Annotated in this window: 23 protein-coding genes and 1 pseudogene; 13 read left to right on the top strand and 11 right to left on the bottom strand. The window is 65.8% G+C overall.

Going from position 1 to position 21,001, the window contains the following annotated elements:
- Positions 1-8: 8 nt before the first annotated feature.
- Complete coding sequence (locus C5E41_RS31620) at positions 9-893, bottom strand: slipin family protein (RefSeq protein ID WP_104379355.1); 885 nt, start codon at positions 891-893, stop codon at positions 9-11.
- 225 nt (positions 894-1,118) lie between these two features.
- On the opposite strand from C5E41_RS31620, the gene C5E41_RS31615 reads away from it, so the two are divergent.
- From C5E41_RS31615 to C5E41_RS31605, 3 genes are all read left to right on the top strand, one after another.
- The gene (locus tag C5E41_RS31615; RefSeq protein WP_258081395.1) at positions 1,119-1,910 is read left to right on the top strand and encodes a beta-phosphoglucomutase family hydrolase; all 792 of its coding nucleotides are present in this window, start codon (positions 1,119-1,121) and stop codon (positions 1,908-1,910) included.
- On the top strand, positions 1,907-4,258 hold the full coding sequence (locus C5E41_RS31610) for a glycoside hydrolase family 65 protein (protein ID WP_104379354.1): 2,352 nt from the start codon (positions 1,907-1,909) through the stop codon (positions 4,256-4,258). Before C5E41_RS31615 ends, C5E41_RS31610 begins: the two co-directional genes overlap by 4 nt.
- Positions 4,259-4,349: 91 nt before the next feature.
- Complete coding sequence (locus tag C5E41_RS31605; protein WP_308706106.1) at positions 4,350-4,760, top strand: glyoxalase; 411 nt, start codon at positions 4,350-4,352, stop codon at positions 4,758-4,760.
- Between the two features lie 194 nt (positions 4,761-4,954).
- On the opposite strand, the gene C5E41_RS31600 is transcribed toward C5E41_RS31605, so the two are convergent.
- On the bottom strand, positions 4,955-5,761 hold the full coding sequence (locus tag C5E41_RS31600; RefSeq protein ID WP_104379353.1) for a succinate dehydrogenase iron-sulfur subunit: 807 nt from the start codon (positions 5,759-5,761) through the stop codon (positions 4,955-4,957).
- Positions 5,762-6,229: 468 nt separating this feature from the next.
- Here C5E41_RS31600 and C5E41_RS31595 point away from each other — a divergent pair.
- Both C5E41_RS31595 and C5E41_RS31590 read left to right on the top strand, forming a co-directional pair.
- Positions 6,230-7,029, top strand: a protein-coding gene (locus C5E41_RS31595) for an IS5 family transposase (RefSeq protein WP_104379352.1) whose coding sequence is annotated in 2 segments (ribosomal slippage) — positions 6,230-6,560 and positions 6,560-7,029 — 801 coding nt in all. Because the reading frame shifts where the segments join, the coding sequence is not laid out codon by codon here.
- A gap of 116 nt (positions 7,030-7,145) precedes the next feature.
- Positions 7,146-7,472: a cupin domain-containing protein gene (locus tag C5E41_RS31590; RefSeq protein ID WP_104379351.1), complete on the top strand. Its 327-nt coding sequence runs from the start codon at positions 7,146-7,148 to the stop codon at positions 7,470-7,472.
- 131 nt (positions 7,473-7,603) lie between these two features.
- Here the strand turns inward: C5E41_RS31590 and C5E41_RS31585 are convergent, their stop codons facing one another.
- From C5E41_RS31585 to ctaD, 5 genes are all read right to left on the bottom strand, one after another.
- Positions 7,604-7,747, bottom strand: a complete 144-nt coding sequence (locus tag C5E41_RS31585) for a hypothetical protein (protein ID WP_181063513.1) — start codon at positions 7,745-7,747, stop codon at positions 7,604-7,606.
- Between the two features lie 15 nt (positions 7,748-7,762).
- Complete coding sequence (locus C5E41_RS31580; RefSeq protein WP_104379350.1) at positions 7,763-8,776, bottom strand: DDE-type integrase/transposase/recombinase; 1,014 nt, start codon at positions 8,774-8,776, stop codon at positions 7,763-7,765.
- Entirely contained in the window at positions 8,773-9,204 is a 432-nt protein-coding gene (locus C5E41_RS35585; RefSeq protein ID WP_258081393.1) for a transposase, read from the bottom strand. The genes C5E41_RS31580 and C5E41_RS35585 overlap by 4 nt, the downstream gene beginning before the upstream one ends.
- 68 nt (positions 9,205-9,272) lie before the next feature.
- Positions 9,273-9,551 carry a VOC family protein gene (locus C5E41_RS31570; protein WP_104379349.1) on the bottom strand — a complete coding sequence of 93 codons (279 nt, stop codon included), beginning with the start codon at positions 9,549-9,551 and terminating at the stop codon, positions 9,273-9,275.
- Between the two features lie 379 nt (positions 9,552-9,930).
- Positions 9,931-11,676, bottom strand: a complete 1,746-nt coding sequence (ctaD, locus tag C5E41_RS31565) for an aa3-type cytochrome oxidase subunit I (RefSeq protein WP_104379348.1) — start codon at positions 11,674-11,676, stop codon at positions 9,931-9,933.
- A 282-nt stretch (positions 11,677-11,958) separates the two neighbouring features.
- On the opposite strand from ctaD, the gene fdxA reads away from it, so the two are divergent.
- From fdxA to C5E41_RS31545, 4 genes are all read left to right on the top strand, one after another.
- The gene (gene fdxA / locus C5E41_RS31560; protein WP_104379347.1) at positions 11,959-12,309 is read left to right on the top strand and encodes a ferredoxin; all 351 of its coding nucleotides are present in this window, start codon (positions 11,959-11,961) and stop codon (positions 12,307-12,309) included.
- Positions 12,306-13,040 carry a helix-turn-helix transcriptional regulator gene (locus C5E41_RS31555; RefSeq protein WP_104379346.1) on the top strand — a complete coding sequence of 245 codons (735 nt, stop codon included), beginning with the start codon at positions 12,306-12,308 and terminating at the stop codon, positions 13,038-13,040. The genes fdxA and C5E41_RS31555 overlap by 4 nt, the downstream gene beginning before the upstream one ends.
- The gene (locus C5E41_RS31550; RefSeq protein ID WP_104379345.1) at positions 13,037-13,471 is read left to right on the top strand and encodes a hypothetical protein; all 435 of its coding nucleotides are present in this window, start codon (positions 13,037-13,039) and stop codon (positions 13,469-13,471) included. Before C5E41_RS31555 ends, C5E41_RS31550 begins: the two co-directional genes overlap by 4 nt.
- Before the next feature lie 106 nt (positions 13,472-13,577).
- The gene (locus C5E41_RS31545) at positions 13,578-14,111 is read left to right on the top strand and encodes a universal stress protein (RefSeq protein WP_104379344.1); all 534 of its coding nucleotides are present in this window, start codon (positions 13,578-13,580) and stop codon (positions 14,109-14,111) included.
- 32 nt (positions 14,112-14,143) lie between these two features.
- Here the strand turns inward: C5E41_RS31545 and C5E41_RS31540 are convergent, their stop codons facing one another.
- Positions 14,144-14,755, bottom strand: coding sequence for a DUF2249 domain-containing protein (locus C5E41_RS31540; protein WP_104379343.1), 612 nt, complete (start codon positions 14,753-14,755; stop codon positions 14,144-14,146).
- Positions 14,756-14,923: 168 nt separating this feature from the next.
- On the opposite strand from C5E41_RS31540, the gene C5E41_RS35580 reads away from it, so the two are divergent.
- Entirely contained in the window at positions 14,924-15,232 is a 309-nt protein-coding gene (locus C5E41_RS35580) for a hypothetical protein (protein WP_104379342.1), read from the top strand.
- A gap of 1,428 nt (positions 15,233-16,660) precedes the next feature.
- Here the strand turns inward: C5E41_RS35580 and C5E41_RS35570 are convergent.
- The gene (locus tag C5E41_RS35570) at positions 16,661-16,786 is read right to left on the bottom strand and encodes a hypothetical protein (protein ID WP_258081392.1); all 126 of its coding nucleotides are present in this window, start codon (positions 16,784-16,786) and stop codon (positions 16,661-16,663) included.
- Positions 16,787-17,068: 282 nt separating this feature from the next.
- On the opposite strand from C5E41_RS35570, the gene C5E41_RS33545 reads away from it, so the two are divergent.
- From C5E41_RS33545 to C5E41_RS31520, 3 genes are all read left to right on the top strand, one after another.
- Positions 17,069-17,269 (top strand): GNAT family N-acetyltransferase, encoded by a 201-nt coding sequence (locus C5E41_RS33545; RefSeq protein WP_258081391.1) that lies wholly within the window; start codon positions 17,069-17,071, stop codon positions 17,267-17,269.
- 180 nt (positions 17,270-17,449) lie between these two features.
- The gene (locus tag C5E41_RS31525) at positions 17,450-18,265 is read left to right on the top strand and encodes a hypothetical protein (RefSeq protein WP_146097756.1); all 816 of its coding nucleotides are present in this window, start codon (positions 17,450-17,452) and stop codon (positions 18,263-18,265) included.
- 211 nt (positions 18,266-18,476) lie between these two features.
- Entirely contained in the window at positions 18,477-19,559 is a 1,083-nt protein-coding gene (locus tag C5E41_RS31520; protein ID WP_146097755.1) for a hypothetical protein, read from the top strand.
- 119 nt (positions 19,560-19,678) lie between these two features.
- Here C5E41_RS31520 and C5E41_RS35565 read toward each other — a convergent pair whose 3' ends face one another.
- Together C5E41_RS35565 and C5E41_RS36080 are read right to left on the bottom strand one after the other, a co-directional pair.
- Complete coding sequence (locus C5E41_RS35565; protein WP_258081390.1) at positions 19,679-19,927, bottom strand: GNAT family N-acetyltransferase; 249 nt, start codon at positions 19,925-19,927, stop codon at positions 19,679-19,681.
- 19 nt (positions 19,928-19,946) lie between these two features.
- Positions 19,947-20,297: pseudogene (locus C5E41_RS36080) on the bottom strand (GNAT family N-acetyltransferase); the annotation flags it as partial.
- Positions 20,298-21,001 lie beyond the last annotated feature (704 nt).

Raw genomic sequence — 21,001 nt, 5'->3', positions numbered from 1 at the left:
GTGCCGGCCTACACGGCGGTCTGATCCCCGACCGGTCGATGACCGCCGGAATTCGGTGCGGGCTCGGCCGGCGCCGGACGCGCGGGCTCGGGATCGGCGGGTGCGGTGGTCATCGATGCGGCGGCGGCCGATTCGCGGGCGAGGAAGGCGCCGAGTTCGCCGATCGCGCTCATCAGCGGTGCGGGGAACACGACCGTGGTGTTCTTGTCCACGCCGAGGTCGATGAGGGTCTGCAGGTTGCGCAGTTGCAGCGCCAACGGGTGCGCCATCATGGTGTCCGAAGCGTCGCCGAGTGCGGCGGCGGCCATCGATTCGCCTTCGGCGGCAATGATTTTCGCGCGCTTCTCCCGCTCGGCTTCGGCCTGGCGGGCCATGGCCCGTTTCATGCTCTCGGGCAGTTGGATGTCCTTCAATTCGACCAGGGTGACCTCGACGCCCCATTCCAGGGTGGCCACGTCCAGGATCTCGCGGATGTTGGCGTTGATGACGTCGGTTTCCGACAACGCCTCGTCGAGTGTGTGCTGGCCGACGACCTTGCGTAGCGTGGTCTGCGCGATCTGGTCGATGGCCGCGTTGACGTTTTCGATGGCCACTACCGATTTCACCGCGTCGATCACGCGGAAGTAGGCGACGGCGGAAATGTCGACGCTGACGTTGTCGCGGGTGATGATGCCCTGGGACTGAATCGGCATCGTGACGATGCGCAGCGACACCCTCGTCAGCCGGTCGATGACCGGAATGATCAGGGCCAGACCCGGTTGTTTGACCCCGACCACCTTGCCGAGCCGGAACAGCACACCCTTTTCGTACTGGGTGACGACTCGCACCGACAGCGACAGGCCGATCAGGGCCAAGATCACGACGACAACCACAACGACGATAACGATGGACATAGCACGTCCTCGAAAGGGGCGGGCAGCCGGCGAAAGTCGTGCGCCCGTGTGTGGGCGAGTGTCGCGGCTACCCTGGTTCCGAATACCGAAGCGGTACTCAACACGACGATATGCCCACACGCGTTCACAGTCGATGCCCGAGCCCCGTGTCTCAGCTCGACGGGCAATCCGAATTCGGCTGCAAACAACCCCACAGAGCGAGCAAACTGCACAGATGTGCCGCAGATCGCTGGACGCCTCGATTGCTCGCGCGTGCGGATCGGCGCTGCCGTGACGCTGGGACTGCCGGACGGGATCCGGGCGTGTCTGTTCGATCTCGACGGTGTGCTCACCGACACCGCCCGGGTGCATGCCGCGGCGTGGCAGGAAATGTTCGACGGCTACCTGCGGGCCCGGGCAGCGCGAGAGCACTCACCGTTCGTGGCGTTCGACCCGGTCGCCGACTACGACGCCTATGTCGACGGCAAGCCCCGCGCCGACGGCACCCGCGCGTTCCTGGCCTCTCGCGGGATCGACCTGCCCGAAGGAGACCCGCACGATCGGCCGGACGACGAGACGGTGCAGGGCTTGGGGAACCGTAAGAACGAGATCGTGCTGCGCCGGATTCGCGACGACGGCGTGCGGGCGTATCCGGGTTCGGTGGCCTATGTGGAGGCGGTGCGTGCGGCCGGGCTGCGGCGGGCGGTGGTGTCGTCGAGCACGAACTGCCGCGATGTGCTGGTGGCCGCGCACATCGAAGGCCTGTTCGAGCAGCGCATCGACGGGGTCACAGCGCAGCGGGAGAAGTTGGCGGGCAAACCGGCGCCGGACATGTTCCTCGCCGCCGCGCGTGCGCTCGGGGTCGCACCGGATGGCGCTGCCGTGTTCGAGGACGCCCTCGCCGGTGTCGCCGCCGGTCGCGCCGGAGGGTTCGGCTACGTGGTCGGCGTCGACCGTGTCGGTCAGGCAACCGAACTGATCGCACACGGCGCCGACACCGTCGTCACCGACCTGGCCGAGTTGACCGGACGCCGATGATCAATCACCCCGCGTTCACGATCGAACCCTGGTGCCTGCGCGCGACCGGCCTCGACCCGGAGGTGCTCGCCCAGACCGAATCGGTGTTCGCGCTGTCCAACGGGCACATCGGCTGGCGCGGAAACCTCGATGAGGGCGAACCGCACGGGTTGCCCGGCAGCTACCTCAACGGGGTCCACGAGCTGCGAACCCTGCCCTACGCCGAGCCCGGCTACGGGTACCCCGAGTCCGGGCAGATGATCACCAACGTGACCAACGGCAAACTGATCCGGCTGCTCGTCGACGACGAACCGTTCGACATCACCTACGGTCGGCTCGACGCCCACGAGTGGTGCCTGGACTTCCGCGACGGAGTCCTGCACCGCCGCACCGACTGGACCTCTCCGGCCGATTGCGCGGTGCGCGTGTCCTCGACCCGCATGGTGTCGTTGGCGCACCGGGCGATCGCCGCGATCCGGTACCAGGTGCAGGCTCTCGACCGGCCGGTGCGCGTGGTCATCCAATCCGAGCTGGTCGCCAACGAAGCGCTACCGGCGGCCGACGGCGACCCGCGTGCCGCGGCCGAGCAAGCGCCGTTGATCGCCGAAGAACACGCCGCCAAGGGCACCCGCGCCGGGTTGGTGCATTCCATCGGGCGCAGCGGTTTGCGCATCGCCGCCGTGATGGACCACGCCGTCGACGGACCCGACAACACGCAGGTGGAATCGGAAAGCTTCCCGCACCTGGGCCGCGTCACCGTCACCGCAGAGCTTCAGCCCGGCCAACGGCTGCGGTTGGACAAGTTCGTCGCCTACGGCTGGTCGGGAACGCGCTCCCTGCCCGCGGTGCGCGATCAGGCCGATGCCGCCCTCGCCGGCGCACGACGGACGGGCTGGGACGGCTTGGCCGCCGCGCAACGCGCCTACCTCGACGACTTCTGGTCCCGGGCCGACATCGAACTCGACGGCGATCCGGAGATCCAGCAAGCGGTGCGGTTCTCGCTGTTCCATGTGCTGCAGGCCGCCGCGCGCGCCGAGGGCCGCGCGATCCCCGCGAAAGGACTCACCGGCCCGGGCTACAACGGACACAGCTTCTGGGATACCGAAGCCTACGTACTTCCGGTGCTGACCCAGGTCGCCCCCGACGCCGCAGCACACGCGTTGCGGTGGCGCCACTCCACGCTGCCCATGGCCACCGCCCGCGCCACCCAGCTCGGGCTGGCCGGTGCCGCATTCCCTTGGCGCACGATCCACGGCGAAGAGTGCTCGAGCTACTGGCCGGCGGGTACCGACGCCTTCCACATCAACGCCGCCGTCGCCGACGCGGTGATCCGCTACCTCCACACCACCGGTGATGACGCGTTCGAACGCGACATCGGACTCGAACTGCTCACCGAAACCGCCCGGCTCTGGGCGGCGTTGGGCCACCATGACACCGCCGGCCGCTTCCGTATCGACGGGGTCACCGGGCCCGACGAATACAGCGCCGTCGCCGATAACAACGTCTACACCAACCTGATGGCACAACAGAATTTGCGCGCCGCCGCCGATGCCGCCGCCCGCCATCCCGACACCGCCCGCGACCTCGGGATCGATGACGAGGAAACCGCCCGTTGGCGCGACGCCGCCGACGCCATGTACATCCCCTACGACGAGACGCTCGGCATCCACCCGCAGGCCGAGGGCTTCACCGCCCACCAGATCTGGGACTTCGACACCACCACCGCGGAGCAATATCCGCTGCTGCTGCACTACCCGTACTTCGACCTGTACCGCAAACAGGTGGTCAAACAAGCCGACCTGGTACTGGCCATGCACCGCCGCGCCGACGCCTTCACCCCGGAGCAGAAAGCCCGCAACTTCGCCTACTACGAACGACTCACCGTCCGCGACTCGTCGCTGTCCGCCTGCACCCAAGCGGTTCTCGCCGCCGAGGTCGGCCACACCGGCTTGGCCTACGACTACCTTGCCGAGGCCGCCCTCATGGACCTCGACGACCTCGAACACAACACCCGCGACGGCCTGCACATCGCCGCCCTCGCCGGCAGCTGGATCGCACTCATCGCAGGATTCGCCGGAATGCGAGACAACAACGGCGAGCTGTCCTTCGCGCCACGCCTACCCGAGGAACTGACCCGCCTCACCTTCTCCGTCACTATGCGCGAGCGAACCCTCGCCGTCGACATCACGGCACCTACCGCGACTTACACCCTGCAATCCGGTCAACCGATCCGCATCACCCACCATGGACAGCAGATCACTGTGGCCACCGAGGCCCCGATCACCCGACCGATCCCCGACCCCACGACAACAACCCCGCGCCCGACGCAGCCGCCCGGGCGCGCCCCCGCGCCGCGAAGCCGCACATAGTGAACGACACGAAATCTATTGGGTACCGGTAAAATCGGGCAGGGCGTAGCGTGAAGGCCTGGGCAGTGCTTCTCGAAGGAGGGGAACGAATGTGAGTACCGCGGCGCGGATCGCCTCCTGCTTGATGCGAGTGTCCGACCTCGAGCGTTCCGTGGGCTTCTACCGCGACGTGTTCCAGTGCAACGTCGCGATTCACGAACCGGACGCGGCGCTTCTGTTGACGCCGGACGGCTTCCAGCTCTACCTGCGTACACACGAGGCACACAACGCACGCGACATCAATGACGTCGGCGTCGAGCAGATCATCTGGTCCGCCGGCAGCGAGAAAGAACTGCAACAGATCGAACAACGCCTGCGCGCCCACTATCCCAGCACATACACCAACACCCTGCACGGAATCACATTCGTCGACGGCGTCGATCCCGACGACATACGCGTACTGATCACCTACCCGACTCCCGACCAGCTTCCACGCGAGGTCATCGACCGCCGATTCCGGTGACGGGGTGTACTCCCCGAGTGTTCTGTCCAATCCTTTGGTTCCCGGCATGTTCTGGCCATATCGGATTTGACCGAGATGCCTGCGGCGATGGTGGGTGCTATTGCAGCCGCAGGAGATCCGGAGTCGTCAGCAAGGTTGCCGTCTTTGATGTAGAGCACTGCTACACAGGATTTGCCGGTCGCTCCCGGGACAGGTCAACGTGTGAACATCAGGGCCCGTTTGACTTCGGTGATCGCCTTGGTCACCTGGATACCGCGCGGGCAGGCCTGCGTGCAGTTGAAGGTGGTACGGCACCGCCACACTCCGTCGATGTCGTTCAAAATCTCGAGGCGCTCCGCCGCGCCGTGATCGCGGCTGTCGAAGATGAACCGGTGAGCGTTGACAAACGCAGCCGGTCCGTAGTACGTCTTCTCCGCCCAGTAGACCGGGCAACCGCTGGTGCAGCAGGCACACAGGATGCATTTGGTCGTGTCATCGAAACGGGCGCGATCGGTCGGAGACTGTATCCGTTCGCGTTCCGGTTCAGGCCCGTAGGTGATCAGATACGGCTTGATCTCGCGGTACAGATCGAAGAACGGCTCCATATCCACCACCAGATCCTTCTCCACCGGCAGACTGCGCAACGGTGCGATCGTGATCGTCGTCGGGGAACCGTCGCGGTGCAGCAGATCTTTGAGAAGGATCTTGCAGGCAAGACGGTTGATGCCGTTAATCTGCATCGCATCCGAGCCGCATATGCCGTGTGCACACGACCGCCGAAAGGTCAGGGTGCCGTCGAGGTAGCTCTTGATGTAGATGAGCAAGTTCAGCAGCCGGTCGGTGGGCAGCGCCGGCACCCGGAAACTCTCCCAATAGGGGCCGCGGTTGTTCTCCGGATTGAACCGCGCGATCTTGACGATCACCATCACCGCGCCGTCTGGCACCGGCGCTGGCTTGGTGTGCGGTGGAGTCCCCGCAGGGACGGATCCGGTTGTGCTGGACTGTTCGGTGGCTTCTGTCATAGAACGTGTCACGCTCCTATCGACATGCGCTGTACCGCGGACAAGGCTGTCCAATTCCGTGTTCACAGCAGTGTGTACAGCCCTCGTGCGGATGACGATGTACCCATCGTTGCTACCTCGCCCAGCGACAGCAAGTGAATCCCCCGGTGAGTCCGGATACTTATTGGTGTGACAGCTCGGCGGAGTGCCGGGCTGATTGTTGAGAGAGAAGGGCTTGGCACTGCTTCACGGATAGGTCACGCTGTCATCCGATCGTGCAGCAGCCCGACCGTTAACTGCGGGTGCGGGGCGGGGCCGGTGACGCGGTGATGCTACCGGCCGAATCGGCGGCACACCGTCGAAGCCGTCGATGGTGCGGTCCTAGCCCCGCCCAGCCGCATTCGCAGCGGCGCTGGCGTGTACGTAGAGCTCTCCTAACAGGTTTGTTCGGTTGGTGGCGGGTTCGGTTGCAGTGCAGGATGTTTCGATGTGGCAGCGCCCTGGATCGTGGATGACGAGTTGTGGGCGGTAATCGAGCCGCTACTGCCGGTGAAACCGGCCGGGACACCGGGACCGCCGCAGATGGACTCCCGTCTGGTGCTGCAGGGGATCTTGTTCGTGCTGATCACCGGGATCGGATGGGAAGACCTGCCCCAGGAACTGGGCTTCGGGTCCGGGATGACCTGTTGGCGCAGGTTACGCGACTGGCAAGCCGCCGGAGCGTTCGAACAGATCCATCAGGCGGTGCTCGCCCGTGCCCATGCCGCCAGGATGATCGACTTCGACCGGGTGATGGTCGACGGCTCGCACGTGCGGGCGAAAAAAGGGGCGCCGCAACAGGTCCGAGCCCGGTCGACCGCGCCAAGACCGGATCCAAGCACCACATCCTGACCTGCGCGAACGGCTTCCCACTCGCAGTCGCATTGTCAGCGGCCAACGTCAACGACCATCTGCTGCTGCCCACGCTGCTCGACCGGGTACGCCCCCTGCGCGGGCGGCCAGGCCGACCCCGTCGCCGGATCACCACCCTGATCGCGGACAAAGGATACGACTATCCCAGTGTGTATTCCGAACTGCGGCAACGACATATCACCGGATACATCGCGCGCCGCGGCACCCGTGACAAGGTCACCGCCGGCCGCTGGATCGTCGAGCAAACCTTCGCCCTGCTCCACCAGTACCGGCGCCTGGCCATCCGATGGGAACGACGCACCGACATCCACCACGGATTCCTCAACCTCGCCGCAGCACTGATCTGCTGGCGACGACTCAGCAACCGAACCCGATAGGAGCTCATAGCGAAACACGACGAATGCGCGGCGGCGCCGGTCCTGCTGGTCCGGGATCCGGTGATGCGGGAAGATGACGAATCGAAGTGATGTCGGATGGGAGGCGAGGAGCGGTGATGGAGAAGTTCTCGGTGGATGCGATGGCGCGTGAACTGTTGCAGCGAGCCGGCGCGGCCTCGGCGGGGCGCGCCGCGGACACGATGTACGGCGGGCACGAGCATCGGCTGCGGCAGACCGTGGTCGCGTTGGTGGCCGGCGCGGAGCTGGCCGAGCACGACAATCCGGGTGAGGCGACGCTGCTGGTGCTGCGCGGGCGAGTCCGGCTACGCAGCGCGGACACCTCGTGGGAAGGGCGCGATGGTGACCTGCTGGTGGTGCCGCAGGCCCGCCACAGCCTCGAGGCGCTCGAGGACAGCGCGGTGCTGCTGACGGTCGCGAAATAGTCTGGCTGGCTGGGCCGTTCATTGCGATCGGCGCCGGGCCGAGTCGGGTGCCAGCGGTCGGTGCCGGCTGGTGCAGGCGCCGATAGGACGCCGGCTCTGGATTCGCTGGTCTCACCGGAACCGGTCATCGATCACCTCGCGGGGAAGCTGCTGGGGGTCGGGTGGGTGATCAGCATGCGGATACCGTCCGGGTCGACACCGTCGACGAAGGTGATTCCGTTGCGGGTGTGGGTGTAGGTGCTCTTGTAGTGCTCACGCAGGCCGGAATCTGTCAAACCCGGTGAGACCGGTCAGGCTACGAATTCTGTGTTGATGTTCTCCTTCGGGGGTTCGTTGATCCAGGCCGCTGTCGGCAGCTTGGGCGGGGTCGGTGGCCGCCGGAACCGGGTCGGGTTGGCGGCGTAGGCGGCGGCGAGTACCTCACCGCGTTCGGCGCGGATCGCGGTGGCGGTGCCGTCGTGAACCGTTGCGGGAGTGTGTAATCCGATACCGGAGTGGCGATGATGGTCGTTGTAGTAGGTGAAGAACGCCCGGCAGAACCGGTCGGCTTCCCGGATGGAGGCGAACCGCTCCGGGAACGCCGGGCAGTACTTCAGGGTCTTGAAATTCGCTTCGCTGTAGGGATTGTCATTGCTCACTCGTGGCCTCGAGTGCGAGCGGGTGATATGCAGGTCGACCAGCAGTTCTGCCACCGGCTTGCTCGTCATCGGGCCGCCGTTGTCGGCATGAATGTAGTCGGGCATGATCCCGTCGTTGGCGATGATCGAGTCGAGCTGGAATTGCTTTGCGATCCACTGTGATTCGCCCGGTACGACCCGCCAGTGGATGGCCTTGCGGGAGAAGATGTCCAGCATCACCAGCAGCGTGTAGTAGACGCCCTTGAACGGTCCTTTCAATTTCGTTGCGTCCCAACTCCATACCTGGTTCGGGCCGGTGGCCACCAGCTCGGGCTTGGTGCGCGGCGGATGCGTGGCCTGGCGGCGACGCTCCCGGACCTCCCCGTGGCCGCGCAGCAACCGATACATGGTGGAGATCGAGCACAGGTAGGTGCCTTCGTCGAGCAGAATCGCCCACACCTGCGCCGGCGACTTGTCGACGAACCGATCGCTGCGCAGCTCGGCCAGCACCTCAGCCCGTTTGGCCGCCGACAGGGCGGCCGGGTGCACCACCGGCCGCCGCGCCCCCAGCGTGGGCGGTTTCGGATTGCGATGCTGATGCAACGTGGCCCGGGATTTACCGGTCAACCGGCACGCGGCCCGGGTGCCGGTCACCGGTTCCAGCTCGAGGGCCGCGGCATCGATCACGTCGTTGGTTTGTCGTCGAAACCCGCGCTCTCGGAGAGCATTTCCAAGAGCTCGTGCGCTTTTCCCATGATCGCCAGGGCTTTCCTGGTCTTCTCCAAATCGGCTTCGGCCCGCGCCAGCTTCGCGGCCAACCGCTCGTTCTCACGCTCGGCCGCCGTCTTCGACGGGCTCGGCCCGGTCGGCTTGGCCGCCAACGCGTTCAACGCACCCGCGTCGCGCGCACGACGCCACTCGATCACGTGCGAGTGATACAGGCCCTCCCGCCGCAGCAACGCACCACGCGCTCCCGACTCGGTCAACCGGTCGTACTCGGCCACGATCGCCAACTTGTACTCCGGGGTGAACGAGCGCCGCTTCGGCCGCCCCGACTCACCCCTCCTCGACCTCTTCGCCGCGCCGTCCTCGGCAGGCAGATCGGCCGCACCCATAGTCACCTTGCTCGATATCCCTGACCTCGCCCTACAACACCTACAGATAACTTACAGACCGAGTGGTCTCACCAAAGTCTGGCAGGTAGGGGGCGGCCCTCGATCCGATGTAATTCGGCTTCGCTGTCGGCTGACCAGACGATCTGCTCGACACCGATGCCGCCGATCGGTAGCGCGCCGTGATGCCGGCTCACACAGAGGTACAGCTGGAAACCGGAGGGCGTCAGGAGCAGCGCGGCGTCTGGTTCGCGCAGTGCTTGCGAGCATTCGAACACCTCGCGGTAGAAGCGTATCGAACGATCCAGGTCCGATACGCGCATGACATACGACGTCACGTTTGTGGCCATATGAACCCACCTTCACTCTTCCTGCCTCCGGTGTCCGGGACAGCGGGACCTTCTGTCGTGTCCCGTGGCCCTGCGGGTCCGGCAACGCCGCGGCAACTGCGGGCCGCCACTACTGTCCAGACAGTGTCCGACCCGTCGGGCAGTGCACGAATCGGCCGATCCTGCATCAGGATTCGGTGCGTCGGCCCGTCCGGACAGCGCTGCGACCGAGTTCGGCGGCGAGCGATCCCCGCGGCTCCTGGCGACCTCGAGCAGAGGTGACAACCGGCGTCGTGGTGGGGTTGCGGACCGGGCCGTGCGACAGATGTGGCCGTCAGTCGAGGCCTTCTCATCGGTGGCCGCGTCAGAGGTCTTCGGGTACGCGGCGCAGCGGCGGGATTCATCCTTCGGCATCGGGATCGCTTCCGGGATCGGCTTGCTGGACTGTCTGGTTGTGGCCACCGTTGTCTGCTGGGACGGGTGCGACGGTGAGGGGGTGGGAGGGGCGGGTCGCGGAGCCCCAGCCGATATGCGATTCTGCACGCATGCGTTCGATCATGTGCGGGTAGTGCAGTTCGAAAGCTGGTCGCTCGGAACGGATTCGGGGCAGCTCGTAGAAGTTGTGCCGCGGCGGCGGGCTGCTGGTCGCCCACTCCAGAGAGTTGCCGTACCCCCACGGGTCGTCCGCGGTGACCACCTCGCCGTAGCGGTAGCTTTTGAACACGTTCCACACGAACGTGACCATCGAGAACCCGAGGATGAACGACCCGATCGTAGAGATCGTGTTGAGAGTGGTGAATCCGTCGGCGGGCAGGTAGTCGGCGTAGCGGCGGGGCATGCCTTCGGCGCCGAGCCAGTGCTGCACCAGGAATGTGGTGTGGAAACCCAGGAAGGTGGTCCAAAAGTGCAGCCGGCCCAGGCGTTCGTCGAGGAAGCGGCCGGTGAATTTCGGGAACCAGAAGTAGATGCCGCCGAAGGTCGCGAACACGATCGTGCCGAACAGCACATAGTGGAAATGGGCGACGATGAAGTAGGTGTCGGTGATGTGGAAATCCAGGGGCGGGCTGGCCAGCAGTACCCCGGACAGGCCGCCGAACAGGAAGGTGGTGACGAATCCCAGCGACCACAGCATCGGGGTTTCGAATGTCAAGTGTCCCTTCCACATGGTGCCGATCCAGTTGAAGAATTTCACCCCCGTGGGTACCGCGATGAAAAACGACATCAGGGAGAAGAACGGCAGCAGCACCGCGCCGGTGGCGAACATGTGGTGAGCCCACACCGCCGACGAGAGTGCGGCGATGGCGATGGTCGCGTACACGAGAGCGGTGTAGCCGAAGACGGGTTTGCGGCTGAACACGGGCAGGATTTCGGTGATGATTCCGAAGAACGGTATCGCCACGATGTAGACCTCGGGGTGGCCGAAGAACCAGAACAGATGCTGGTAGAGGATCGGGCCGCCGGTGGCCGGGTCGTAGATGTGCCCGCCGAGGTGCCGATCCACCTCCAGGCCCATCAGGGCGGCGGTCAGGATCGGGAACGCTTCGAGCACCAGAATGCTGGTGACCAGGATGTTCCAGGTGAAGATCGGCATCCGGAACAACGTCATGCCGGGCGCGCGCAAACACACGACGGTGGTGATCATGTTGACTGCCCCCAGGATCGTGCCGACACCCGTGAGAGCCACACCCATCACCCACAGGTCGGCGCCGACGCCGGGGGAATGTACGGCCAGGCTCAGCGGCACGTACGCCGTCCACCCGAAATCCGCCGCGCCACCGGGGGTGATGAATCCCGCGGTCGCAACGGTGGCGCCGAACAGGTACAGCCAGTAACTGAGCGCGTTCAACCGAGGGAACGCCACGTCGGGGGCGCCGATCTGCAGCGGCAGCACGCAGTTGGCGAAACCGAACACGATCGGGGTCGCATAGAACAGCAACATGAGCGTGCCGTGCATCGTGAACAACTGGTTGTACTGCTCATTGGACAGAAATTGCAGCCCCGGCCGCGCCAGTTCGGCACGCATCAGCAGCGCCATCAACCCGCCGATCAAGAAAAACGAGATCGCCGTGAAGATGTACATGACGCCGAGCAGTTTCGGGTCGGTGGTGGTGAGGATCTTCCAGATCGCCGCACCCTTGGGACCCATCCGCGCCGGGAACGGGCGTTCGGCCTGTGGGACGGGCTTGATGTCGACGGGCGCTGCAGACAACGGTGAATCCCCTCTCGGTTCAACATCCTCGACGGGCACGCATGGCGGTGACGTACCCCGGCCGCCGATTCGGAACCAACCGGTGCATCGACCCGCGCGCTGAGCGAGACGCCGAGGCGATGTCGACCGGATCCGCTGCGTCGGCGTGCGCCGAGAATTCCGGTGGGGTGCGTCACCCGCGGCTTAGTTTATACAAGCTTTGGATGTATAAATAGAGGTATGGCGTATGTGATCGGCGAGCCCTGTGTGGACGTGATGGACCGGGCGTGTGTGGAGGAGTGTCCGGTCGACTGCATCTACGAGGGTGCTCGTTCGTTGTACATCCATCCCGACGAGTGCGTGGACTGCGGCGCGTGTGTGCCCGTGTGCCCGGTGGAGGCGATCTATTACCAGGACGACCTGCCCGCCGAGCTCGAGCCTTACCTCGACGACAACGCCGCCTTTTTCACCCAGGCCCTGCCCGGTCGCGACGAACCTCTCGGATTTCCCGGCGGCGCGACCAAACTCGGCCCCGTCGGGGTGGATACGCCGTTGGTCGCCGCGCTGCCGAAACGGAGTGCCCAGCCATGACACGCGAAACAACCTCCGCGACCACACCGCCCAACTCGCGTGCCACGCCGGCCGGGCCTTCTGGTGGCCGGCGTGGGGAGGTGCTCGCGGTATTGCGCGGTTCCCGTGACGCGTTGAGCATCCTCGATATCGCCGCGCATCTGCAGTTGCACCCGAACACGGTGCGTTTTCACCTCGAGGCTCTGGTCGAGGCCGGCCAAGCCGAGCGGGTCGACAGTCCGCGCACCGGTCCGGGTCGACCGCCGCAAATGTTTCGCGCCCATCGGGGGATGGACCCCGCCGGGCCGCGTAACTACCGGCTACTCGCAGACATCCTCACCGCCCAGGTGGCCGCCGACTCCGACCCGTCGGATCGCGCGATGCAGGCCGGGCGCAGCTGGGGCCGCAAGATGACTCGCGACATGGATGCCGAGGCACCGACCGCCGAGCAGGCTGTCGGAGAATTGGTGCGGGTGCTCGACGAGGTCGGATTCGACCCCGAACCCGACACCGGTAGCGGCCGGACGCGAATCCGGTTGCGGCACTGCCCCTTCCTCGACCTGGCCGAAACTCGTGCGAGTGTGGTGTGCCCGATCCATCTGGGCCTGATGCAGGGTGTGCTGGAGGGCCGGGCCGCACCGGTGGCTGTCGAGCGGCTCGAGGCGTTCGCGGAACCCGATTTGTGCCTGGCCCATCTCACCGCGACCGCCAGCGCGGGGCCCGCCCCGGCGCAGATGGAATCAGCGCAATGACCGCCGCCGGGGCTGTTATCACCGCGGCCGGGCTCTGCTGGCTCGGTATGGTGCTGGCGATCTCCTTCCTGGAAGCGCCGCTGAAATTCCGGGCGCCCGGCGTCACGGTGCCGATCGGGCTCGGAATCGGACGGCTGGTCTTCCGCGCCCTCAATAGCGTCGAAATCGTTTTTGCGGCAACGATTGTCGTCGCCCTCGCGATCGACCCGCCCGGCACCGTCACCGTCACGGCCCTGATGGTCGCCCTCGCGGCGCTGCTCGTGCAGTTGACGTTGGTCCGGCCGCGTCTGACCCGACGTAGCGATGCCGTGCTCGCCGGTCACGACTCGCCCCGCTCGCGCGGCCACTACGAGTATGTGGTGTTGGAAATCCTGAAAATCGCTGCATTGCTCGGCGGGGCCATCCTGCTACTGGCCCACAGCGTGTCATGAACACCTCTCGCACCGCGCGCCACCCCGCGCCACCACCACACCCGCCGACTCGAGGCCGCCGCCCCACATCATCACGCACCGCCCCGCACACTCTGGCCGCGCGACCATGACCGGCTCGGCTGAATCACGCCCCGATCCGCGGCGCTCTCGCGATCAGCACCTCGAGTCGCTGATGGAACAGATCGCGCATCGCCGCGATCGTCACGACCGGGCGGGCAGCCCGCTCATCGTCGTCGGCATCGACACCTCCGAGGCCGCCCCGCATGCCCTCGCCTATGCCGCCGGCGCCGCGCGCCGTATGCATGCCACCCTGCTGGTTGCCTACATCACCACCCTAGGCACCGGCGCCTACCTGACCAGCCTGGCACCGATGGGCGCCGACACCGACGTCGCACTCGCCGCCGAGCAGATCACCACCGTCCGCGAGCTGGCTACCGAGATCCTCCATGACTTGCCCCTGCCGTGGTCGTTCACCGTCCGTCGCGGCGACCCCGCGGTCGAACTGGCGCGGCTGGCCGAGGAGAACAGCGCCGACAGCCTCGTCGTCGGCCGGTCGAGAGGCCGACTACACCGCCTGACCGGATCCACCGCCGCCCGACTGCTGCGCCGGGCCAGCTGCCCGGTCACTGTGGTGCCCTGACAGCGGGCCGATGCCGCCCCGGCGATCCGCCCTCAGCTGATCGGGTCGAGCGCCAGTGTCTGGCGGCGTTGATGCACGGTCAGATACCGCAGCCCGTGCGCGCCGGCGGTGAACGCGCGCCGGGACCGGCGTGGCAGCCACACCAGCGCACCCGACGTCAACTCCAGCTCACCGAGTTCGGTGGTGAGGGTGCCCGTGCCGTCGAGCACATGGATCAGCACATCCAGGTCCGGGCCGGTGTGCGCATCGATGCGCCCCCGCGCGGCGAGGCGAATGATATTGGCATCCAGATCGCGTCGGCGCACCGGCAACGTCCATATCGCCCCCGTCGTGTCCGGATGCCCCGGCTCGAGCGCGGTGGTATCGGCCAGAATCCGCGGCAATGACGTCGAGGCCAGCTTCGCGATCCGCACCCGCCACACACGCGGCCCGTCCTCGACGACATCCCAGCTGTACCCACCGGGATGCTCGACATCGAACTCATCGCGCAGATGCCGCGGATAGTGGTTGTTCACCAGCACGAACGACTCTCCGGCAGCCAGGGCGTCGAACCGCGCGAAGATCGCCGGATGCTTGTCCGGCTTGCGCAACTCCCGCACATCCAACTCCGACGGTCCCGTCTGTGTCAGATCCGTGTCGGGCATGTGACCCACCTCCTAGTTTTTACAATCTTCTATTGTATAAACTAATCCTGCGAGGCTCGCCGGCCAAGCCATCCCGGTTATGACACGCGTCATCCACGACCCACGGGCCCGGCCGAGAAGCGGCGACTCGACACAACCGCCCATACCGCAGATCCCGAGGAGAATGCGATGACCACCGCGATGCTGCCCTCGCCCCCGATCCATCACCCGCTCGAGATCCCGCAGCGCGCGGTCAGCGTGATCCGCCGGGTGCAAGACGCCGTGTCCGCGTTACCCGCTCCGACACTTCCGCGGGACGTGCTCGCGGCAACGACGGTGGGCGATCTCGCCTTCACTCACGTCATTGACGCCCGCACTCTGGCCGTCGTCGCCCGCAAAGACCGCCACATCCAGCCGATCGCCGCGATGATCACCGAACACCTGCTCGGCGTCACGGCTACCGTGGTCGGCAGCGCGATCACCGTCACCCTCCGCTGACCCTTCCGTCACTGTCCACCGCGACGCCACGATGATCCCGGCCCCGGCGGGCTCGAACCGGCAGGGGCCGGCAAGTGTTTTCCGCACTGAATCGAATGGTGGTGCCCACCATGCATATCGCAAAGGCCACGATGGTTCCGGCCTCGGAGGAACCTCGTCGGGAGCCGAGGCATGCGACCGGTTCGCCGTCAGCTCCACGGCCCGGACATGGCTTCTCACGCCTCGCCGAGCCCGGAACGGGATCGCACCGATGAGTGATGTAGCCAAGGTGATTCGACTGCGCGACAGCGACTTCGAGGCACGGCAACGCCCAGCGACGCGGCAATGGCCGAGCCGACCGGCGTTACGCCCGGTGACGTCGCTGACCGGGCGATCGGCGCCGGCGTCCCCGAGCAAGCTGCGCAGTCTGTGCGACCTGGCCGGCGCCACGATCGTCAACGCAGTGCCGCGGCGGCTGCCGCTGCCCGGCGCCGATGCCGGCGGGGTGCTGTATCTGCGCAGCGTCGACGACAGCGACCGGCTGCGCGCCGCCCTATCTACGGTGTCGGCGATCGCAATTGTGATCTCGGGACCGAGCACGTTCGCCAGGGGCAGAGGCGCACGAGAGACAACGGTCACCGCGCCGCCGGCCGCGACAGCGGCCGCAGCGACCTCGAGTCCGAGCCAGCCGCCACCCTGAACTCCCCATCCGCCGACACCTCACCGCCCGACCCGACAGCCACAGCCGACGTGCAGCAGGAAGTCGCGGCCGCACATGCCGCCGTGCTACATAGCCCCGGCCCCGGCCCCGGCGCCGACGACGGCGAACTGCTGCAATGTCAACACCAACGCGCACTGCTGGTTGACCTACCCACCCCACTGGCCCGTGAGCTGGTACACCTGACCACCGAAACAATCCGATCGACCGGCCCGCAGCCACAATCGATCTCCGATGAACTTCGAAGGTTGCACGCCATCTGGTCTGCCGACGTCGTTCGGCACTCGGCAGCGGTAGTAGGGAAGTGGCGGCCCAGCCCGAGCTCTCTGCCACGACGACCGGCACTCCCGACTGCCCGGCTGACAGCACCCGTCACAGACGGGGCAACACATTGCTTACCTGGCTCAACCGCAGACTTTGTCGTCGATGATCTGCTGCGTGGCCGGGGCCCCGCAAGTACCGCGGCACGGCGGGTGAGCGCCCAATAGCGTTAGAACAGACCGGACGCCCGCCGACCTCGAACAAGCGCTCGAATAGGACACCACAGCCGATGATGCGTTCGGTTTGGTCGCCACCCCAAGCTGGGCCTGCCGCCCGTGTTGGGTGCTGCGGATCGGGATCTCGACGCCCCGGCGGGGACGGACCGAAAGCGAGAACCGCGGCCGCGACCCCCGCGCAATCCCGACGCCGACATGGACGCCGAGCAGGCCGACCACATTCTCGGCACCAGTTCACGCAGAGAAGCGTTGACGCTCACCGTTTTCCGCCACCGCATCTCCATGGCAGCGCATGAGAACTTTGGCGTCGATGACGTCGGCGAGGTTGTCGCGAGTCAACATCAGCGCCTCGGGCGCCACGATGTATGCCCCAGGTCCCGATCGGTGTACCGGGTGCAGTGCCGGGCCGGCCCGACCCCGCGCGGCCTCCGCTACAACGAGACGCTCGGGATCGGCGGAACCCCGCCGTTCCGACGCATGACCCCGCGACCAGGTGCTGTGCGTGATCCCTGCATTCCATCCGATGTGGGCCGGCACCGACCCGGTGGGTATGTCGTGCAGCTGCCCACCGCTGGGATGGTTCCCTTAATCGCGGTCGACCGAAGTTGACAATCGGAATAGTGCAGATCTCGAATATCAGCAGTGCCCCAGGTAATTCCCCGAGCACAGGGGCGTGGAATCGGCGCAATGTTGATCGCATCCGTCATGGAATGGGCTGGCGAACAGAGTATCCCGCATCTGGCGTTGGGTGCGGCCGACGAGGTAGCGGACCTCTACCACCGACGAGGGTTCGCCCGAGCGGGACAGTATCTGCGACTTGATGACGACGCGGTGTCGCAGTGAGTCGCCCCTTTCGTCTGGTCGTGTCTCGGTGCCGTTGCTGTGCTTGGTGTGGAGGCGGTGATTGGTGTTCCTGTGCAGATCTTTTGGGCGAGCAGGTAGCGTTTCGTCAAATCAGTCAGGAATTCCCGGTGCTCTTGGCTGAAGTTTGGTTTGCATGCCGGATTTGAAGGGACTTCTGTAATGAGTAAGAACAATTTCCGGCCCACGCACCCGACATCGACGCGTGAGGCCGCACTCGAAATGCTGCGCGAGGCGGCGAAACAGGGGAAGACTCAGGCGGAGGCCGCCAGGTACGTCGCCGCTGAGTTCACCGATGGTCCTCCTCTGACGACATTGATCACCTGGGCTCGCCGCGACGGCATCACATTCGCCAAGAAATCGGCCAAGAAGACCGCTGCGCGCGCCGATGAGGGCACGATCTCGCGTAACAATGCCAGCCAGCATCGCGAAAAGGGAGCGGTGAAGAAACCTACGTATTCCCGGGAGTTTCGGACCGCCGCGGCCAGCAAGGTCGTTGCGTTGATGGACCAGGAAGGATTGTCACTCCACGCTGCTGCACTTCGGCTCCAAGACCAGGAAGCAGGAATGCCGAGCGCCGGAACTCTGCGTAACTGGGTGAACGCGCATGCGGACGCAGCACCGCCGCAGACGTCGGCTGTCGTCGAAACCGCAGCCGCCCCAGTGTCGGAGGATGCCGACGTCGACGCTGAGGCTCTAATCGATGAGGGCGTCGACGATCTCGCCGGTGTCGAAGAAGCCGCGAACCCATCCCAACCGGATACCTTGGTCGTTCGCGCCGAGCAGGATCTGTTCGAAACCCAGGACCTCCTCGTCCGTTATGAGCAGCTGGTCAAGGAAAACCAGAAGCTGCGCGACGACAACGCCCGCCTCGCTGAAGCAGCCGAGAGTGCCGCGAAGCTCCGCAAGGAAGTCGCTACATTGCGCGCCACCGTCCGGAACTATTTCGAGATCCTCGACCACGATGACCAGAACTAGGTCGCGGTTGCGGTGAAAACGCTGGAACGGATCCACCGATGGTCGGACAGTCGACCGATCGACCTCGGCGGTCGGGCACTGTCAGGCCAGTGTCGACTGATGGATCTCGGAGTGCGGAAGAGGGTTTGGATACGATGGCCGGGCGCCATCGTTCGAGCGTTGCCGGCGCGCAGACTTCGTGGAACCCCTCGAGACGTGGAGCGATCACGACGTGAGCGACGAACAGATGGGTTTGGACTTCGGCGATGTCGCGCTGACACCGATCGAGCGGCGGGTGCCACCCGGGCCGGTGGAGTGGCGGCACTGGTTCCAGCAGATGCCGACGCAACTGAACAAATTCGGGTCCGTCACGATTCGCGGTCTGCCGCAGCCGGTCTGGTCGGCCGAGGCCGTCGAACGCGTGGCCCAGGTGTTCGACGATCTGTTCCCTGATGTCGAATCGGTCCGCACGCCGGCCGATCCCGACCTGGTCGACCAGTTCCTGCGATGGTTCGGCGAGTGCTCCATCCACAACCACCCCGGCCAGGAGTGGTGCTACCTCCCCGAGGGACCCGCGTTGCGCGACGCCGACGATGTCGAGGGACATGAGCTGACGACCGTGCGGTCGTGGCTCGAGTATGCCGCCGAATTCGGTTTCGACCACGTCCGGTTCCTCTTCCGCCCCGACGATGACACCGACGAGGCCGACGACGACGCCTACGCACGCGAACAGCAACAGCGGCAGGCCGCCGCGGCAGCAGAGTATCAGCGCCTCATCCGTGCGGTGCTCACCAACGACCCCGGCTCCGTGCCCGCGTCTGCCTGGGCGAAATGGGCTGCGCCGCAACGGCGCGCGCGGCAAGTGCGAGAATTTCTCAACAAGATCGGATGGCCGGAACTACCGGATCACCTCTGGGCAGACTCCGGTCCGGAGGTGGATCGGATCCAACAGCTTCTCACCGAATGGTTCCCCACGCGCGCGGCGATGACGAACCCGACCAACGCCGAGCATGCCGATCAGGTCGTGTGTTTCCTGGGAGAGTGCATGACCCGCTATGCGGGAGCCGTGTGGTTCGACCGCCGCCAGCACGAGGATATGCATCTGGTCTATGGGGGAGAGAAAGCAGTGCTTTCGCTGTACGACGAATTCGAACCCGGCCTCGCAGTGACGCGCTCCGATGATCGCGACGTCCCGCCCTTCACCTACGTGGCCGGCGAACTACTGCCACGGGCGGTCGCGAACTTCGCCGACATGACCCGCTTCGTCCGAGGTCTATCCAGGTGTCACATGGCCGGGCTTGACGGTAGCCGATGAGAATCTCGATTCGACTCGGTGCATCCGGCGCGCGGGACGAGGCACCGAAGAGGTGGTGCTCGATCTGATGTCGCCCGCTGGCCCGGCCTGCCCTGCCCGGGCTGTTCCGTGGGGACGGGTTATGTTGTGGCGGGCCAGGGCTGGCCTGGGGTGCGTGGGTCGTCGCGGTGGAGGGTGGCGATCCAGCCGTCGTTGATGCCGCCGTCGGGTCGCAGGCACAGCCCGCGTACGTGTCCTTCGAGTCGGAAGCCGTTGCGCCAGGCCGCTTTTGCTGACGCCCAGTTCCCGACGGCGGCTTGCCAGTGGATGAGTTCTTGGCCGTCGTGGTCGAAGGCGTAGTCCAGGACCAGGCTCAGGGCGACCGACATCAGGCCTGCCTGCGCCGCGGTGGGCGGGGTGTAACCCGTAGCCGACGGTGGCGGTGCGGTGGCCGGTGGGCCGGTAGTCGATCGTTCCGGCGAACCGGTATCCGGTCGCGGTGGGGGCGGCGATGGCCCAGAAGCGCGGTGAGGTCGGCGATGCGGCCTGCCAGCCGGCGCGGGCGAGCGCGAGGAGCTGGTGGGCGTGTTCGCTGGTGTAGGGGCGCGGAATTCGGGTGAATTCCATCATCTGGGGGTCGCGACATTGCTCGATGATCGCGGGGATGTCGTCGCGGCTCCACTGCGTCTCCGACAGGGACTCGACTGTGTAATGCAAGATCCGGCCACACGGGCGACTATCCGAAAGAATCTGTGTCACATCGGATTTCAGTTTGTCCGGCAGCCGGTCGGGCAGCGTGGTGGTGCAGGCCACGACTGTCGTGGTCGCCCCCGGTGGCTGGAACGTGGCCGCGAACGAGGCGCCGTCCTCGTCGAGAGCGGTCCAGCGGCTGAAGCCGTCGCGGCGCGGTCTCCGCCCGCGCTGACCGGCCCAACCGATTCGCTGAGGCTGGGATCGAAGCGCAGTCGCGCGTGCGTGACACACAAGCGCTCGAAATCATGGTGGCGGTTGGCCGACCTCAAATCCTTGATCGCCGACCTGAACGATGTCCTGAGCCGTTCCTGCGGCTCGGGCAGACGAGCTCGATCCACCGGTGTATCTCTGGTCATCGCACCACTTCACGGTATGTCACCGATCGATGCAATTGAGGTCGAAGATGTTGCGCCGGAACCGGTCCCGGCTTGTGCAGCCTCCAAGAGGGAGTCGCGGTTCGCCCGCGAACCAACTCTGGACTGCCCGCACTATGGGTTTCGAGCGCGACGACACCAATGTCTAATTGACCATTGACAAGCCTGCCCCCAAGCTGGCCGTCCTGAACTAAGCCGCCGGGAGAAAAGGGTTGAGTCCAGCAGGATGGTGTATGACCGGACGCCAGCAAATGTCTGAGCGTGTCGTAGCCGGGTAGAGGGTGGTCACCGCGTGATCCTTCAAAAGACCGCCAAGTCACTTGAAGGAAAGAAAGT

Source organism: Nocardia nova, assembly GCF_002933465.1.
GTDB lineage: Bacteria > Actinomycetota > Actinomycetes > Mycobacteriales > Mycobacteriaceae > Nocardia > Nocardia nova_B.
The sequence above is the reverse complement of the archived record's forward strand: the minus strand, read 5'-3'. Positions and strand labels throughout refer to the sequence as shown.